18 protein-coding genes are annotated in these 16,090 nt (G+C 49.6%); 13 read left to right on the top strand and 5 right to left on the bottom strand.

Annotated features, from left to right (window positions below):
- Positions 1–28: 28 nt before the first annotated feature.
- Positions 29–301, bottom strand: a complete 273-nt coding sequence (locus LA337_13480; GenBank protein ID UBI14207.1) for a hypothetical protein — start codon at positions 299–301, stop codon at positions 29–31.
- Between the two features lie 241 nt (positions 302–542).
- On the opposite strand from LA337_13480, the gene LA337_13475 reads away from it, so the two are divergent.
- Positions 543–2,066 (top strand): EAL domain-containing protein, encoded by a 1,524-nt coding sequence (locus LA337_13475; protein ID UBI14206.1) that lies wholly within the window; start codon positions 543–545, stop codon positions 2,064–2,066.
- Between the two features lie 104 nt (positions 2,067–2,170).
- Here LA337_13475 and LA337_13470 read toward each other — a convergent pair whose 3' ends face one another.
- On the bottom strand, positions 2,171–4,258 hold the full coding sequence (locus tag LA337_13470; GenBank protein UBI14205.1) for a TonB-dependent receptor: 2,088 nt from the start codon (positions 4,256–4,258) through the stop codon (positions 2,171–2,173).
- Positions 4,259–4,688: 430 nt separating this feature from the next.
- On the opposite strand from LA337_13470, the gene LA337_13465 reads away from it, so the two are divergent.
- The 11 genes from LA337_13465 to LA337_13415 all read left to right on the top strand — a co-directional run bounded on the left by LA337_13465 (position 4,689) and on the right by LA337_13415 (position 13,050).
- Complete coding sequence (locus LA337_13465) at positions 4,689–6,275, top strand: ABC transporter substrate-binding protein (protein UBI14204.1); 1,587 nt, start codon at positions 4,689–4,691, stop codon at positions 6,273–6,275.
- The gene (locus tag LA337_13460; protein UBI14203.1) at positions 6,275–7,249 is read left to right on the top strand and encodes an ABC transporter permease; all 975 of its coding nucleotides are present in this window, start codon (positions 6,275–6,277) and stop codon (positions 7,247–7,249) included. The genes LA337_13465 and LA337_13460 overlap by 1 nt, the downstream gene beginning before the upstream one ends.
- The gene (locus tag LA337_13455; protein ID UBI14202.1) at positions 7,239–8,051 is read left to right on the top strand and encodes an ABC transporter permease; all 813 of its coding nucleotides are present in this window, start codon (positions 7,239–7,241) and stop codon (positions 8,049–8,051) included. Before LA337_13460 ends, LA337_13455 begins: the two co-directional genes overlap by 11 nt.
- The gene (locus LA337_13450) at positions 8,045–8,839 is read left to right on the top strand and encodes an ATP-binding cassette domain-containing protein (GenBank protein UBI14201.1); all 795 of its coding nucleotides are present in this window, start codon (positions 8,045–8,047) and stop codon (positions 8,837–8,839) included. The genes LA337_13455 and LA337_13450 overlap by 7 nt, the downstream gene beginning before the upstream one ends.
- A complete protein-coding gene (locus LA337_13445) occupies positions 8,823–9,440 on the top strand; it encodes an ATP-binding cassette domain-containing protein (protein UBI14200.1) in 618 nt (205 codons plus the stop codon). The genes LA337_13450 and LA337_13445 overlap by 17 nt, the downstream gene beginning before the upstream one ends.
- A gap of 1 nt (position 9,441) precedes the next feature.
- Positions 9,442–9,960: a phospholipase D family protein gene (locus LA337_13440; protein UBI14199.1), complete on the top strand. Its 519-nt coding sequence runs from the start codon at positions 9,442–9,444 to the stop codon at positions 9,958–9,960.
- Positions 9,961–10,056: 96 nt separating this feature from the next.
- Positions 10,057–10,686, top strand: a complete 630-nt coding sequence (gene zinT / locus LA337_13435) for a metal-binding protein ZinT (GenBank protein UBI18468.1) — start codon at positions 10,057–10,059, stop codon at positions 10,684–10,686.
- Between the two features lie 140 nt (positions 10,687–10,826).
- Positions 10,827–11,465 carry a leucine efflux protein LeuE gene (gene leuE, locus LA337_13430; GenBank protein UBI14198.1) on the top strand — a complete coding sequence of 213 codons (639 nt, stop codon included), beginning with the start codon at positions 10,827–10,829 and terminating at the stop codon, positions 11,463–11,465.
- Between the two features lie 173 nt (positions 11,466–11,638).
- Positions 11,639–12,001 carry a DUF1971 domain-containing protein YeaR gene (gene yeaR, locus LA337_13425; GenBank protein ID UBI14197.1) on the top strand — a complete coding sequence of 121 codons (363 nt, stop codon included), beginning with the start codon at positions 11,639–11,641 and terminating at the stop codon, positions 11,999–12,001.
- Positions 12,002–12,004: 3 nt separating this feature from the next.
- Positions 12,005–12,187 carry a DUF1869 domain-containing protein gene (locus tag LA337_13420; GenBank protein UBI14196.1) on the top strand — a complete coding sequence of 61 codons (183 nt, stop codon included), beginning with the start codon at positions 12,005–12,007 and terminating at the stop codon, positions 12,185–12,187.
- Positions 12,188–12,405: 218 nt separating this feature from the next.
- The gene (locus tag LA337_13415) at positions 12,406–13,050 is read left to right on the top strand and encodes a hypothetical protein (protein ID UBI14195.1); all 645 of its coding nucleotides are present in this window, start codon (positions 12,406–12,408) and stop codon (positions 13,048–13,050) included.
- Between the two features lie 52 nt (positions 13,051–13,102).
- Here the strand turns inward: LA337_13415 and fdhF are convergent, their stop codons facing one another.
- Positions 13,103–15,250 (bottom strand): formate dehydrogenase subunit alpha, encoded by a 2,148-nt coding sequence (gene fdhF / locus LA337_13410; GenBank protein ID UBI14194.1) that lies wholly within the window; start codon positions 15,248–15,250, stop codon positions 13,103–13,105.
- A 361-nt stretch (positions 15,251–15,611) separates the two neighbouring features.
- On the opposite strand from fdhF, the gene LA337_13405 reads away from it, so the two are divergent.
- Positions 15,612–15,860, top strand: a complete 249-nt coding sequence (locus LA337_13405; protein UBI14193.1) for a GlsB/YeaQ/YmgE family stress response membrane protein — start codon at positions 15,612–15,614, stop codon at positions 15,858–15,860.
- Between the two features lie 49 nt (positions 15,861–15,909).
- Here LA337_13405 and yoaJ read toward each other — a convergent pair whose 3' ends face one another.
- Positions 15,910–15,984 (bottom strand): protein YoaJ, encoded by a 75-nt coding sequence (gene yoaJ, locus LA337_13400; protein ID UBI18467.1) that lies wholly within the window; start codon positions 15,982–15,984, stop codon positions 15,910–15,912.
- A 2-nt stretch (positions 15,985–15,986) separates the two neighbouring features.
- Entirely contained in the window at positions 15,987–16,085 is a 99-nt protein-coding gene (locus LA337_13395; GenBank protein ID UBI14192.1) for a YoaK family small membrane protein, read from the bottom strand.
- Positions 16,086–16,090: the final 5 nt, after the last annotated feature.

Below are 16,090 nucleotides of genomic sequence, written 5' to 3'. Positions count from 1 at the left end.
GTTATTTTAAACCCAATAATGAGTGCAATTATTCTTTTGATGAAAGTTTGTACGGGAATACATGCAGAGCGTTGGCTGCGATGGGATAAACGCCAAGGCCTTCAGTTCTGGCTTTGATTTCCTCGAATGAGAGTGAAGGGGAGGGTTCTCGTCCGCCCCACAAATTAATACCTTCAGGAACATCGTCCCGGCTATACTCCTCGGCGATCTCGATAGTGCCGCCGCTATTCAATTCGATGACAACGCTTTTTCCGTCAACAGGAATCAGGTTCCCGTCACTGTCAGTGATAAAGATTTTCATTGGCTCACCTCTTATTCGTATATTTCTATGATAGCAAAATTGGATGAGGTACTACGCCGGTTATGTAATGCTATTTTTAGTGATTTTTTTATATACAAATTATACGGTTACGTTTTTATTGGGGAAGTGTGACTGGGCTTATGGCGGTTTCTGATTCTGTCTACCATGCTCTGTAGAGATAAATTTGAACACGTAAATGTTCATCATCATGAGTTTTTAATTTTCGCCACAGGACACGAGAATGCGCAAAGCATTGTTACCGGTAATTGCTGCGGTGTGCCTTTTATTCATCGGTGTTTTTATTCTCAATATGCAGCTCTGGTATTCCTCCTCGTTGGAAACTCTTGGAGGAGCCAGATATGCCGCGAAAAATATGGATAACATACTCGATGAGGCTTTCCAGGCAACCGGTACAGCCATGCGTATCGCTGAAAAAAAATGCGACCAGGATGCTCAGTACCAACTTGGAACCGAGGCAGCGCTTCGGCCTCATTTGCGAACGCTGATCATTATCCGGCAGGGGAAAGTTTGGTGTACGTCTTTGCCGGGGAACAGGATCTTACTTAAGCGAATTCCTGTAATAACTGATTCAAATTTGCTGCTGACTCCCGCAGGCAATACGGAAAACGAGATACCCGTTCTGCTGTATCAAACTCGTTTTCAAACCAGTCGTATTATTGTCACGATCAGTGGGGTGCATATTCGTGGCGCTCTAAAAGTTCCATTAAAGGGTGCGGCATACTCACTGCTCGTGGGCGATAACGTACTCGGTTTAGTGGGCGATGTGAAAACCGTCACAGCAAGTACTCGTACGTCTGGACAGGTGAATTCCGCAAAGTATCCGTTCAGTATTATTTATAATAAACCACCATTATTTAGTGCAAAAAGGCTGGTTACACAAGGCTCAGGAATTTTGGTTTTTGTCCTGTTAATTTCTGTTGCAGCCGCTTATGCCATTGATAAATATCTGAACAAGAATGATACCCCCGAAGAAACGTTGCGTAGGGCGATAGCAAAAGGAGAGATCGTGCCTTTTTATCAACCTATCGTAAATGGTCGAGAGGGGACGTTACGTGGCGTTGAAGTGCTGGCCCGATGGAAACATCCGAAGGTCGGGTATATCTCTCCCGCTTCCTTTATTCCCATCGCCGAAAAGTCAGGTCTGATCGTGCCGCTAACACAAAGCCTGATGAGGCAGGTCGCTGCGAATATGAACTCTATTTCCAGCAAATTGCCACCCGGCTTCCATGTCGGTATTAACTACAGTGCATCTCATATCATATCCCCTACATTCGTGCATGAGTGCCTGCAATACAGGGACAGTTTTAACCGCGATGATCTCAATCTGGTCATCGAAGTCACTGAGCGCGAACCGCTGGATGTGGACGAGGATCTTGTGCAGAGACTCAATACGCTCCATGAAAATGGCTTTGTGATCGCCTTGGATGATTTTGGTACCGGTTATTCTGGCCTTTCTTATTTGCATGATTTGCATATTGATTACATCAAGATCGATCAGAGCTTTGTGGGAAGGGTAAATGAGCATCCCGATTCAACCCGGATTTTAGATTGTGTACTTGAACTGGCACGTAAACTGTCTTTAAGCATCGTTGCAGAAGGGGTTGAAACAAAGGCGCAGCTTGATTACCTGAATAAAAACAACATCGTTTTCCTGCAAGGATACTATTTCTATAAGCCCGTAACTTTCACTGAGTTCGTCATTATTCTGCTGTCAAAACCTAAAGTGAATGTTTTTGTCGAATAAAACTGGATTAACTCGGTACCAGAAGAATATCTGTTGCCTTATAGATCTTGAGCTCCTGCTGACTGAGATACATGTGATAGCTCGGCCAGCAGGATTTGTAAAAATTAGAACTGATAGTTTAGAGAAACCCAGTAGTTACGACCCGGGTTTACGTATCCGGTTGTAGATTGCGCAGTCTGATAATAATCACCTGCGTAGGTGCTATTACGGCCCACCTGGTACAGTTTGACTTCACTAAAGTCTTTATCCAGCACGTTATTAATCGCTGTATTAAGCGTCAGGTCTTTGGTCAGCTTATAAGACATCCCCATGTCGAGAACGGTCCAGGCTTTTAAATCAGCGCCTTTGTCGTCATATACGGCCTTTTGTACCGCGCTGAGGTTGTCGTAATTTTCGGTAAAGCGTGGAGCTTTACCGCGATAACGTGCGCTCAGCCAGGCGTTCATATCTTCCGTTGCCTGCCAGTTCAGGCGGGCGTTAGCCATATGTTTTGGCGTGTAACTTAATGGCGCGCCTTTATTGTCACCATCTTTTTGCTTGCTCTGGGTGTAGGTATAGTTGAGGGATAAGGTCAGCACATCTGACCACAGCGGGAAGGTGCTGGCAAATTCAACGCCATCGGTCCTTGCCTTGCCGCTGTTGGTATAGCTGTTGGTATTATCATCGATAGAATATGAGACAATTTTGTTTTTATATTCGGTATAGAAGCCAGTAACGTTGGCGTTAAGCCCTGCATCGTTCTCGTAATACAGCCCGGTTTCGTAGCTGAGACTTTCCTCCGGTTTGAGGTCCGGGTTACCGACCGTATTCACCGTTCCTTGCGCAGTTACGCCGCTGATCCCGTTATGCAACTGGCTCAGCGAGGGGGCTTTATAACCTGTCGTTACGCCACCTTTGAGCGTCCATTCGTCGGAAACATCCCAGACCATATACGCTCGTGGGCTGAGATGACCGCCAAAGACATCGTTATGCTCATAGCGTGTTCCTGCGGTTAAGGCCAGCGAATCGAGAATATGCCATTCATCTTCCGCATAGGCTGCCCACGTTTTTTGGTGGAACGTCTCACCGGTATTGGCCAGCACCACACCATCTTTCATTCGTGCATCCCAATATTCCCCACCGAGGGTTAAGAGGTGCGAATCACCCAATGGCGTCAGCAGCACTGAGTCCAGGATGACGTTGGTGTTCTTCAGTTCACGTGCATCACCGGCCCGGCCTGCGTTCTCTGGCGTGAGTGCCGAGGAGACCAGTTGTCGGCCTTTGTTCTCGGTTTCATTCCAGCCGAGGGAGGATTTCCAGGTGCCGAACGTTAAGGCGGTATCGTGACCGAGGGTAACTTTGTTACGCTCGTAGCGCAGCGTTTTGTCGTAACCCCCCGTCAGGTTTCCTAATTGACCGTCGTCGTTGTCATAACGCTGTCTGGCAGAATCGAGATCTAACCACAGCGTATTGTTTTCATTCGTTTTCCAGTCGAGGCGCGTACCGATGTTATAGTTTTCCGATTCGGTCGGATAAGGTACGCGGGTGGAGGCGGTATCGCTCAGGGAGGTGACGCTGGAACCCTGACGCTGGGTTGTGCTCCCCCGAACCTGCATATCCAGTACGCCCGCGATTAACGGGCCGCTTGACCAGAAGTTGGCGACCGTACTGTTACCCCATTTATTACTCTCTTGCAGGTTAACGCCAGTATTGATGGAGGTGCTCCATTTATCGGTGCTTTTTTTGGTGATGATATTCACTACGCCACCGATTGCGTCGGAGCCATAAAGCGTCGACATCGGGCCGCGGATCACTTCAATATGGTCGATTGCCGCCAGCGGAGGCATAAAGCTGGTATTCATGGCAGAGAAGCCGTTTGGCGTCACGTCGCTGCTGCCGTTTTGACGAATACCGTCAATCAGGATCAAGGTATAGCTGGCGGGCATACCGCGGATGCTGACCTCCAGCCCACCGGTTTTACCGGTACTGCTTTCAACATCGACCCCTTCAACAGAACGCAGAGCTTCGCCTAAGTCATTATATTTATTGGTTTGTAACTCTTGCTGCGAAATAACGGAGACGCTGGCAGCGGCGTTGGTGATTTTCTTTTCATAACCGGAAGCGGTTACCACCATGACATCTTCAGCGAAGACCAGAGGACTAGAAAATCCTAAACAGGACAGAACAACAGAAGCAACAGGTTTTAAGCGCATAGTCAAACTTCCTTTGTTAAAATTCAAAGGCAGTAAGATAATTGATGGTAATGATAATACAAATAATTATCATTATGTATTTACATAACTTATCACTTCTGGTCTTTTTCTTGAATAAATATACATAAATTGTCATTAATTTGAGCTAAGGGAATAGCGAAAAAGACCAATAATTAGTATTTGCAATCATTAGGTTGTCATTAATTTGCCATTAATTAAATGGCTAACTTTTGCTCTGTTTCTGTAATTCAGTGCGTACTCATAACGGAGTATCAAAAAAAAGTATGATAATTTTAGAAAATCGTCATACTTTTCTGCGCCGCATCATTTTTTTCGTCATTTCTGTCCGCCATAATCCCTTCCCCAGGAGACCGTTAAACGACAAGACATCGTTGAGCGGCATAAAAATAACGTAAATCTGGATAACATAATGATCAAAGGCAAGCTGGCACTGCTTACGTGCGCATTGACTCTCGCATTAACCTCACCACTTCTCGCCGCGCAAAATGCGAGCGAAGGGCAGACGTTAAAACTGGCAATTGGACCGGAGCCAACGGAAGGGTTTGACCCGATGTTGGGCTGGAGTCATGGCAGCTATTTGCTTTTGCACGCACCATTATTAAAACAAAATGCAGATATGAGCTGGGGAAACCTGCTGACGGAAAAAGTAGAGACCAGCGCAGATGGCAAAACCTGGACATTGACGTTAAAACCCGACCTTAAATTCTCTGATGGATCCCCGCTAACCGCGGAAGATGTGGTGTTCACCTATAACAAAGCCGCAAAAAGCGGCGGCAAAATCGACATGGGGAACTTCAACCATGCCAGCCTGAAAGATAACCGCACGGTAGAAATTACGCTGCGCAGCCCGCAGAGCACCTTTGTAAACGTGCTGGGTTCTTTGGGTATTGTCCCGGAAAAACGGTATGACGAAAAAACCTTCGCCAAAAATCCAATAGGCGCGGGTCCTTATCGGCTGGTGAGTTTTCAGCCGGGGCAGCAGTTGATCGTGGAGGCTAACCCCTGGTATGCCGGTAAGAAAAATGATTTCAGTAAGCTGGTGTTTGTCTTCCTTGATGAAGATAACGCTTATGCCGCAGCGCGCAGTGGCCAACTGGGACTCGTGCGTATTGCGCCGTCGATGGCAGTCGCCCCTCAGCAGCAGAATTTGAAGCTTTGGGTTCGCGACAGCGTGGAAAACCGTGGCATTGTGTTCCCGATGGTTCCTGCGGGTAAAAAAGACGCCAATGGTTACCCAATTGGTAACGATATCACTGCCGATGTCGCTATCAGACGCGCCATCAATTACGCCATTGACCGTAAGCAGCTTGCCGAACAGGTCATGGAAGGCCATGCGATTCCGGCGTATAGCGCGGTTCAGGGCCTGCCATGGCAGGGGCAGTCCGTCGCGTTCAACGATGGCGACAGCGAAAAAGCACGGACAATTCTGGAAGAGGCCGGCTGGAAGGTGGGGAAAGACGGCGTACGAGTGAAAGACGGCAAAGAAGCTCGCCTGACGCTGTGGTACGCCAGCGGTGACAGCACGCGCCGGGATTTAGCCGAAGCCGTACGTGCGATGCTGGAGCCCGTGGGTATTCAGGTCTCGCTGCAATCCGGAAGCTGGGAAACCGTTGAGCGCCATATGCATGCGAATCCGACGCTGTTTGGCTGGGGAAGCCTGGATCCGATGGAGCTTTTCCATCACTACAGTAATCAGGCCGCGGGCGTGGAATACTACAATCCTGGCTATTACAGTAATCCCGTTGTTGAACAGCATCTTAAACAGGCTATTGACGCCCCGGACTGGCAAAAAGCATTGCCTTTCTGGCAACAGGTGGAGTGGGATGGCAAGCAAGGGGCTGGCGTGCAGGGCGATGCCGCCTGGGCCTGGCTGCTGAACATTCAGCACACTTACTTGGCTAATCCGTGTATTGACCTGGGCAAAGGCGCACCGGAAATTCACGGTAGCTGGTCACTGCTCAATAATCTGGACGAATGGACCTGGACCTGCCGTTGATGAAGTCTGTTGTGGGCCATTTTCTACGGCTGATTGTGCTATTAGTGCTGGTTGCGGCTGGCACTTTTGTGCTGCTCAGTTTTTCTCCTGTCGATCCGATTCGCGCCTATATCGGCAACGATCTCCTGCACGTGCCGCCGGAACAATATGCGCGGATCGCTGCTCGCTGGGGATTGGACCAGCCGCTATGGGAGCGTTTTGTTCACTGGTTTATACGCGTATTGCAGGGCGATCTCGGCTATTCAATGTTATTTAATGCGCCGGTTGCCAGCGTGATTAAAGAGCGCTTTGCTACCTCGTTTGCGCTACTTGGCGGCGCGTGGTTACTTTCCGGTGTACTGGGAACGGTGATGGGATTTGTCGCGGGTCGCTACTTGAATCGCTGGCCGGATAAAGCAATTTGTCGCCTCAGCTATTTGCTTTCTTCGCTGCCGACCTTCTGGATTGGCATGCTGTTACTGGCGTTATTTGCTGTGCGCTGGCCGGTATTTCCGGTCTGCTGCGCATGGGAGCCGGGCAACAGCGGCGATATGGCCACGCTGACTGAGCGTCTGCGCCATCTGGTGCTTCCCGTTTGCGCGCTAAGTTTGCTGGGACTGGGACAAATTACGCTTCACACGCGGGAAAGTATCGCCAGCGTGATGAAAAGTGATTTTGTTCGTTTTGCGCGTTCTCAGGGAGATAAAGGCTGGTCGCTGTTGCGTCATCAGGTTCTGCGCCACGCTATCACGCCAGCGCTGTGCCTGCAGTTTGCTTCGCTGGGAGAACTACTGGGCGGCGCGCTGCTGGCGGAAAAAGTGTTTGCTTACCCGGGACTGGGACAGGCCACTATTGATGCCGGGTTACGCGGCGATCTGCCGTTACTCATGGGGATAGTGTTATTCAGTACCGTATTGGTGTTCATTGGCAACTCGCTGTCAACTTGGCTTATCCATGTGTTGAATCGCGCTCTGGAGCGACCTGATGCTCTATAACCCAACGCCGACGCTAATTCGTCTTTTGTTCTCTTTTAGCTGCCTGCTTTTTATTGCGGTGTATGGCGCAGCGACGCTGGATAATCCGTTGAGCGTTAATCTGCTTGCCCGTCATCTGCCACCCGATGCGCTTTACTGGTTTGGCACCGATAACCTGGGTCGCGATTTGTGGACACGATGCTTTCAGGGCGCGTTAACCAGTCTGCAAATTGGTATTGGCGCGGCGTTGTGCAGCGGCTTCATCGCATTAATGATGGCGGCGGTTTCGCGCATACATCCGCGTCTGGATGTGCTTATGCGTCTGATTACCGATGCCATGCTGTCGATGCCGCATCTGCTGTTGCTCATTTTGATCTGCTTTACGCTGGGTGGCGGGAAAAACGGGGTGATCATGGCGGTTGCGCTGACCCACTGGCCGCGACTGGCGCTGATCCTGCGTGCCGAAGCGCAGCGCGTGGCTCATAGTGACTATCTGACGCTGACCTGGCGTCTGGGACACGGACATTTTTACTGCTGGCGGCACCACTATCTACCCGCATTATTACCCCAGTGGTTAACGGGAACATTGCTGATGTTTCCTCACGCGGTGTTGCACAGCGCGGCGTTAAGCTTCCTCGGTTTTGGGCTGGCGCCGCATGAACCGTCACTGGGCCTGCTGCTGGCGGATGCGCTGAGATTTATCAGTCATGGCGACTGGTGGTTGGTGCTGTTTCCAGGACTGATGCTGTTCAGTCTGGTGATGCTATTTGATCAGCTCGCAAGGGCGGTGCATCGTTTATGGTTACGAGGTGACGCATGTTGAGTTTAAGACAGGTTTCGCTGGATGTAGCGCGTTATCGCTGGTACGGCGCGAAACAATGGTCTTCGCTGTTGCAGGATATCTCTTTTGACGTAGCGCCTGGTCAGATGGTGGCGCTAGTTGGGGGAAGTGGGGAAGGGAAGAGTCTGCTGCTGCAATGCCTGCTCGATCTCTTACCGGATAATTTGCGCTTCCAGGGGGCTATCACCCTTGAGGGTAAAACGCTGGACAACGATGATATTCGTAAATGTCGCGGCAATACCTTCACTTATGTCCCGCAAGGCGTTCAGGCGCTTAACCCGCTGCTCTCGATTGAAAAACATCTGCGCAGGGCAAGCCAGCTTTCTGGCCAGCAATGGAATGCCGGAAAAATCGACCGATTGCTCCAGCGTAGCCGACTGGAAAGTCAGGTATTAGATGCTTTCCCGCGCCAGCTTTCAGGGGGCATGGCGAAACGTGTTCTGGCCTGTCACGCATCTCTGAGTCAGGCTCGCTATATTCTGGCGGATGAAATTACCGCCTGGCTTGATGCGCCGCTGGCGAATCAACTGCTTGAACAACTGCGCGAGCTTTGTGAGCACGAGGCAGGCGTTTTGTGGGTAACGCATGACCTCACGCTGGCGGCCCGTCATGCGGATCGTATTGTCGCGCTGCATCAGGGTAGGGTGTCGGATAACGTCAGCCGGGAACAGCTGTTACGCGGAGAGATTAGCGAGCATCTGCAACGACAATGGCGGGCGCTGCCTGAAAGAAATCAACTTTTTGGAGAGCGCGATGCTGTGCTGTCGTGATGTTACGATTTGTCAGGGGGGAAAAGTGTTATGGCAAAATCTGACCTTCTCTCTGCCCCCTGGAGAACGCATTGGGATTTGCGCGCCCAGCGGAACCGGAAAAACGACGCTGGGGCGCGTGCTGGCGGGTTGGCAAAAGCCGACCTCGGGTGACATTGTTGTTGATGAGCAACCGCTGCCAATGCACCAGTATTGCCCGGTGCAACTGGTGCCCCAGCATCCGGAATTAACCTTTAACCCCCGGCGCAGCACCGGCGATGCGGTTCATGATGCCTGGCGACCTGATGCTGAAATGCTTACCCGTCTTCACATCAACTCAGAGTGGTTGGATCGCCGTCCCGGACAGCTTTCCGGCGGTGAACTGGCGCGAATTGCCTTACTTCGCGCGCTGGATCCGCGGACACGTTTTCTTATTGCCGATGAAATTACCGCCCAGCTCGATCCTTCCATCCAACGGGATATCTGGGCGCTGCTGCTTGAAGAATGTCAGCGTCGGCCATTAGGTATGCTAATTATCAGCCATCAGCAGGCGTTGCTTGATCAGATCTGCACGCGAGCGCTACTCTCTTCGGACGATTCATCCTTTCAGGCTAATATCTAACGTGAGCGTAAAATCAATTGGTTTGGCTGCGCTATTGTGCGGTGCAGTTGTTGTTGCCGCGCATGCTTCGATTCAGGTGGGCTTTTCGCCGGAAGGTTCGGCCCGGGTTTTAGTGCTGGATTCGATTAACCATGCGCAGCGCAGCATCGATATGATGGCTTATTCATTTCAGTCGGCAGATATTGTTCAGGCCCTGGTAGATGCCGAAAAGAGGGGCGTTGTTGTTCGGGCGGTTATCGATAAAAAACGAAATCAGGGCAAGGTCAGCCAGAAGGCCATCGCTTTCGCTGCCGCGAATGGGGTCGATGTGCAACTGGATGGCCACTACCACATCCAACATGACAAAGTAATGATAATAGATGGCGACACACTGGAAACCGGCTCGTTCAACTTTGCCAAATCTGCAGAATTTGCCAACTCCGAAAATGTGCTGATCGTTCGTGGCGAACCTGCCGTTATTGCGCAGTATCAGGCCCATTTTGACAGTCGTTGGAAAATCGCACACCGGAGCGTTGAATAGTTTTCACAACGGCGTTGATTTAAATGTAACGTTATATTATAACATTTCACTCGCAAATGATTAGAGGGTGAAATTTTGGCTATTCGTTTTAAAAAAATGACAATCGCTCTGGGGATGCTTTTAGTCAGTGGTTCGGTTTTGGCGCATGGTCATCATTCCCATGGTGCGCCAATGAGTGAGGCAGAACAAAAGGCGTCGGAGGGGGTATTTGATGATAACCAGGTGCAGGACAGGGCGCTGACCGACTGGGATGGCATGTGGCAATCCGTCTATCCGTATCTGGTCAGCGGCGAGCTTGATCCGGTATTCAAAAAGAAAGCGGAGAAAGATAAAAGCAAAACGGCAGAACAAATTAAAGCTTATTATCGTACAGGCTATGCAACCAACGTAGACACCATTGGCATAGAAAATGGCGTGATGGAATTTCACACCGGTAATCAGGTTGCATCGTGCAAATACGACTATGCCGGGTTTAAAATCTTGCACTATAAATCAGGCAAGAAAGGTGTACGGTATTTGTTTGAGTGTAAAGCCGCTGACAGCAAAGCACCTAAATACGTGCAATTCAGCGATCATATTATCGCACCGCGTAAATCCAGCCACTTCCATATCTTTATGGGAAATACCTCGCAGGCAGCCTTGCTTGAAGAGATGGAAAACTGGCCTACCTACTACCCTTATCAGTTAAAGGGTGAAGAGGTTGTGGATGAGATGCTGCACCACTGATCCAAATTAACCTTATCTGTACACACCCGCCACCAGTGGCGGGTTTTTTTAATTAATAACCTTCTCTTTCCATCACCTGTCGCATTCGTTAGCATATTGTATTGCAGCAAGTGCATGTGTTTTTTCAGGAAGAGGTTAACGTGTTCGCAGAGTATGGAGTTCTGAATTACTGGACGTATCTGGTGGGGGCTATTTTTATCGTGCTGGTACCGGGGCCAAATACGATATTTGTGCTGAAGAACAGCGTCGGTCGGGGAGTGAAGGGCGGTTATCTCGCAGCCAGCGGTGTGTTTATCGGTGATGCCGTGTTGATGTTTTTGGCCTATGCCGGCGTTGCCGCATTGATCAAAACAACGCCCGTTTTGTTTAACATCGTTCGTTACCTCGGCGCGTTCTATTTACTGTATCTTGGCGCGAAGATCCTGTATGCAACACTGAAATCGAAAGTAGGCGACGCCGCGCCAGAGGAAGTCCCGTTTGGTGCCATTTTTAAACGCGCACTCATTCTGAGTCTGACCAATCCCAAAGCTATTCTGTTTTATGTTTCGTTCTTCGTGCAGTTTATTGATGTCAATGCGCCGCACTCAGGACTGTCGTTCTTTATTTTGGCTATTACGCTTGAGATAGTGAGCTTTTTCTACCTGAGCTTCCTTATTTTCTCCGGCGCGTTCGTGACGCAGTATATCCGTACGAAGAAAAAATTGGCCAAAGTGGGTAATTCCCTTATCGGTCTGATTTTCGTCGGTTTTGCCGCTCGTCTGGCCACGCTTCAGTCGTGATGCTATCGGCCCGCTGATTGCGGCGGGCCTTCGATATGATGCTTTGCTTTTCATTGATAATCGTATGGTTATAACCAATAAATGGTATTTTAAATGTATATTTTGAGGCGTACCCTGTGTACAGCAGCGGTTCAATAAGACTCGCTGGTTGTCGACTGGAAAAGGGAAGAAAAATGCTTCAAATTCCACAGAATCATATCCATACACGCTCTACTCCATTCTGGAACAAAGAAACGGCGCCTGCCGGAATTTTCGAACGCCACCTTGATAAAGGAACCCGGGCTGGGGTTTATCCTCGACTTTCGGTTATGCAGGGGGCGGTCAAATATCTCGGATACGCAGATGAACACAGTCCGGAGCCAGTAGAGGTGATGGTTATTGAAGCCGGTCAGTTTGGCGTTTTTCCACCGGAAAAATGGCATAACATCGAAGTGATGACCGACGACACTTACTTTAATATCGATTTTTTCGTTGCCCCGGAAGTTCTGATGGAGAGCGCAAATCAACGAAAAGTCGTGCGCACCGGCAAGGAGTAAATCATGGGTAAAGCAACCTATACCGTAACAGTGACCAATAACAGCAACGGTGTTTCTGTTGATTATGAAACAGAGGCACCTATGACATTACTGGTGCCGGATGTGGCAGCAGAAGTGGTCAAAGATCTGGTCAACACCGTGCGTTCGTACGATACCGAGAATGAGCACGAAGTCTGCGGGTGGTAAGCGTTAGCTACTGTTACTGATTGAATACATTAGTTTTTAATCTAAAAACCGCACTGCGTTTCGATGGCGCAGTGCGGTTTTTTTATCCGCGCGAAACACGAATGTGTCCGGAAAAGGATTCCTTAAGAATACCTTAAGAAATTCGCATTGATTGCTAATAGTTGATCATTCACAGGGGTTATGATCGCGAAACAGTAACAATACAGAACATCGCGCTTATGAAACTCAATACCCGACTTACATTATCCACAATCATTCTTGGACTGGTCATTGTCGCGATCCCGTTCGTCGCGAACTGGCATCTACCGCTGCTCAACGGGACTGTGGTCAGATGGATTGAAAATGGCCAGGCGCTTTGGCTGCTGTTTGGCGCGGTATTTACTCTTATCTACATCCGACCTTTGTCACGTCCTGTAGGCGAGAAGCAATTTTGGCTTTGGGCGGCAGCGTGGTGGGTGGTCTTGCTGGGCCGAAGCACCAGTTGGGGACGCGATTACTTCCCTGAGCATCCTAAACTTCTGTTCAGAGCTATCTCAGTTGTATTAATTGCCATGCTTATTCTGCCGGTGCTGCTGTCGAAGCACTTACGCCAGGATATTGCCCGCCGTGTGCGTAATGAACCGTTACCGCTCTGGCTGTTGGCGATCACCACCTGTGCATTTTTAATCTCTGATACGGTGGAGCATCATCGTCTGCTGGCCCCCATCTTTCTGCACAATGCACAGTATGGCGATCTGATTGAAGAATTGTATGAGCTACCGTTTATGGCGGGATTGTTCCTGATGAACCTGGGCTTTATGCGACGTGATAAGCAGGAGGAAACTGCTTCCATCCGTTTTAGTGAACCGCAGCTGGCGAAGTAATGAGATAAGGCCTGAGTCTGGAAAGTTAGACTCAGGCGATGATGGCGCTGACTTACGCAATAGCCTCACACAGGCGTGATTTCATGTCACTATACGTTTGCGCGGCATATTTCTCTGCCCATCCCTGATCGGTAATGTGCTCAATATTCACGGCGCAATATTTGGTTTCCGGCGTTTTCGAAATAGGATCAAGGTTATCCTGGGTTAACTCGTTACACGCGCCAATCCACCATTGATAAGTCATATAGACTGTTCCGGCATTGATGCGCTCGGAGACGTCTGCGCGGCTGATGACCTTACCCCGACGCGAGCTGACCCATACCAGGTCACGATGACGAATACCCAGCTTTTCTGCATCATGGGTATTGATTTGCACATATCCAGGCTCGTCTGCCAGCGCTTGCAACGCTGCACAGTTGCCGGTCATCGAACGGCAGGAGTAGTGTCCGACCTCGCGCACCGTACACAGTACCAGCGGATATTTGTCATCAGGAACTTCTGCGGGCGCTCGCCACTGTGCGGCAAACAGTTTGCCTTTGCCATTGGCGGTATCAAACTGGCTGTGCGCGTAAAGGTATGGTGTTCCAGGACTATCGAGATCCGTGCATGGCCACTGAACATGCCCCATCTCACCCATTTTCTCATAGGTCACGCCGTAGAACAGGGGGCATAGTTCGCGCATCTCATCCCAGATTTGCTGGTTATTTTGATACTGCATTGGATAACCCATTTCGCTGGCCAGCAGGCTGATAATCTCCCAGTCACGCTTTACATCACCGGTGGGGTCAATCGCTTTCTCAAAACGCTGGAAGCCGCGATCGGCGCAGGTAAAGACGCCGCCGTGTTCGCCCCATGAGGTGGCAGGCAGGAGAACATCAGCCATTTCCGCCGTTTTAGTCATGAATATATCCTGCACGACGACAAAATCGAGCGCGTTAAATCCTTCGCGGACCAGGCCCAAATCGGCCTCGGTTTGCAGCGGATCTTCTCCCATGATGTAGTAGGCTTTGATTTTACCTTCGATAGCCAGATGCGGAACTTCGGTGATACGGGTCCCGACCTTGCCATCCATCTGATTAACATCGATGCCCCAGGCGGTGGCGAATTTCTCCCGAACGGCAAAATCGGTCACGTCCTGATACCCTGGGAACTGGTTAGGCAGTACCCCCATATCGCACGCGCCCTGCACGTTATTTTGCCCGCGCACCGGGCCAACGCCGACGTTAGGACGTCCCAGATTTCCGGTCAGCAACGCCAGACTCGATAAACCGCGAACCACGTCAACGGCCTGACCAAACTGGGTGACGCCCATTCCCCACATTACGGTTGCCGATGGCGCCGCGGCAAATGTACGCATTGCCTGACGAACCTGTTGTGCTGGAACGCCGGTCAAATGTTCAACAGCTTCAGGCGCATAGTCCTTAACGACTTCCCAATATGTTTCCAGGCCTTCCGCATGCTTTTGCACATATTCGCGATCGTAGAGTTGCTCTTCGATCAGAACATGGCCAAAGGCGTTGACCATCGCCATATTGCAACCGTTTTTTAACTGCAAATGTTGGTCAGCGATACGGGCGGTTTCAATACGACGCGGGTCGCAGACAATGATTTTTGCGCCGTTCTGGCGAGCTTTAATTACCCGGCGAGCCACGATTGGGTGTGAGTCTGCGCAGTTATAACCAAAGATCAGCAGGCATTTTGAGTTTTCAATGTCGCTGATGGAGTTGCTCATTGCGCCATTGCCTAACGTTTCCTGTAACCCGGCAACGGAAGGACCGTGACAGACGCGGGCACAGCAATCGACATTGTTGGTATGTAGCACGCCACGTGCGAATTTTTGCATCACATAGTTGGTTTCATTCCCGGTGCCTCGGGAAGAACCAGTGGTCATGATGGCGCGAGGGCCATAGGTATTTTTGATTTCAGATAAGCGTTTAGCGGTGTAACGAATGGCTTCATCCCAGCTAACGGGAGTGAATTTTCCACCTTTTTCATAACGGATCATCGGGCGAGTCAGACGAGGGGTCAGAAGGCGAGTATCGTTAAGAAAGTCCCAACCATAGTAGCCTTTCAGGCATAACTGATTTTGGTTTGTTACACCCTCTGCGGCTTCAGCGCGGATGATTTTGTTATTTTCAACGACAAGCTTAAGCTTGCACCCGGCCCCACAGTATGGGCAAACACTGGTGATTTTTTTCATCAATAACAGACCTGTTAAATGCTGAAATAGCGCGAATTGTAGACGCAGCCAAGCGATAGGCATCGCGGGCTACGATTTGTCATGGTGACGGGCTGTTAAAGCATAAAGTGTGCCAGAAGTGAAAACCCAGCAATAGCGGGGCTGACAGCCAAAGCGTTAAGTATGATGACTGACGATTCGACATTAATGACGAGATGCGACAAAAATTTAGCACGTTGCTCAGCAGTCATAACATTATGAAACATCGGAAAAAGATGAAAATAAGAAGTGATGATGATCACAAATTTTAATTTTTCAGCGCTATGCTATGCTTTTATACGACGAGTGAATCGTTAATTTAAAAACATAAGTGAGGAAAATTATGGGCATCATTTCATGGGTGGTTTTCGGTCTTATCGCTGGGATTTTGGCAAAATGGATTATGCCGGGTAAAGATGGCGGCGGATTCTTTATGACCATTATCTTAGGGGTGGTTGGTGCGGTAGTGGGTGGCTGGATAAGTACCCTCTTTGGTTTTGGTAAAGTCGATGGCTTCAACTTCGGCAGTTTCGTCGTAGCGGTTATCGGCGCGATTGTGGTGTTGTTTATCTACAGAAAAATCAAAAGCTAAGTAAACATACAGACAACAGAGGCCACTGATAAGTGGCCTTTTTCTTTGATTACCACCAGCCCAGTTCCGTTCCCAGAACGACGATGATAGCCACCCCAATCATAATCAACGTTGTTTTTTTCATCGTTATGCTCCCGGCGCAGCGTAACCGCCAATAAAAAACCAGGATAAGAAAACGACAGCGGAAATGAAAATGATGACGGGGAAAATAATACCGAGTCGCATACGAT

Origin of the sequence: Citrobacter europaeus (assembly GCA_020099315.1) — a bacterium.
Classification (GTDB): domain Bacteria; phylum Pseudomonadota; class Gammaproteobacteria; order Enterobacterales; family Enterobacteriaceae; genus Citrobacter; species Citrobacter europaeus.
Note: the sequence above shows the minus strand (reverse complement) of the source record. Positions and strands in the feature narration are given on the sequence as shown.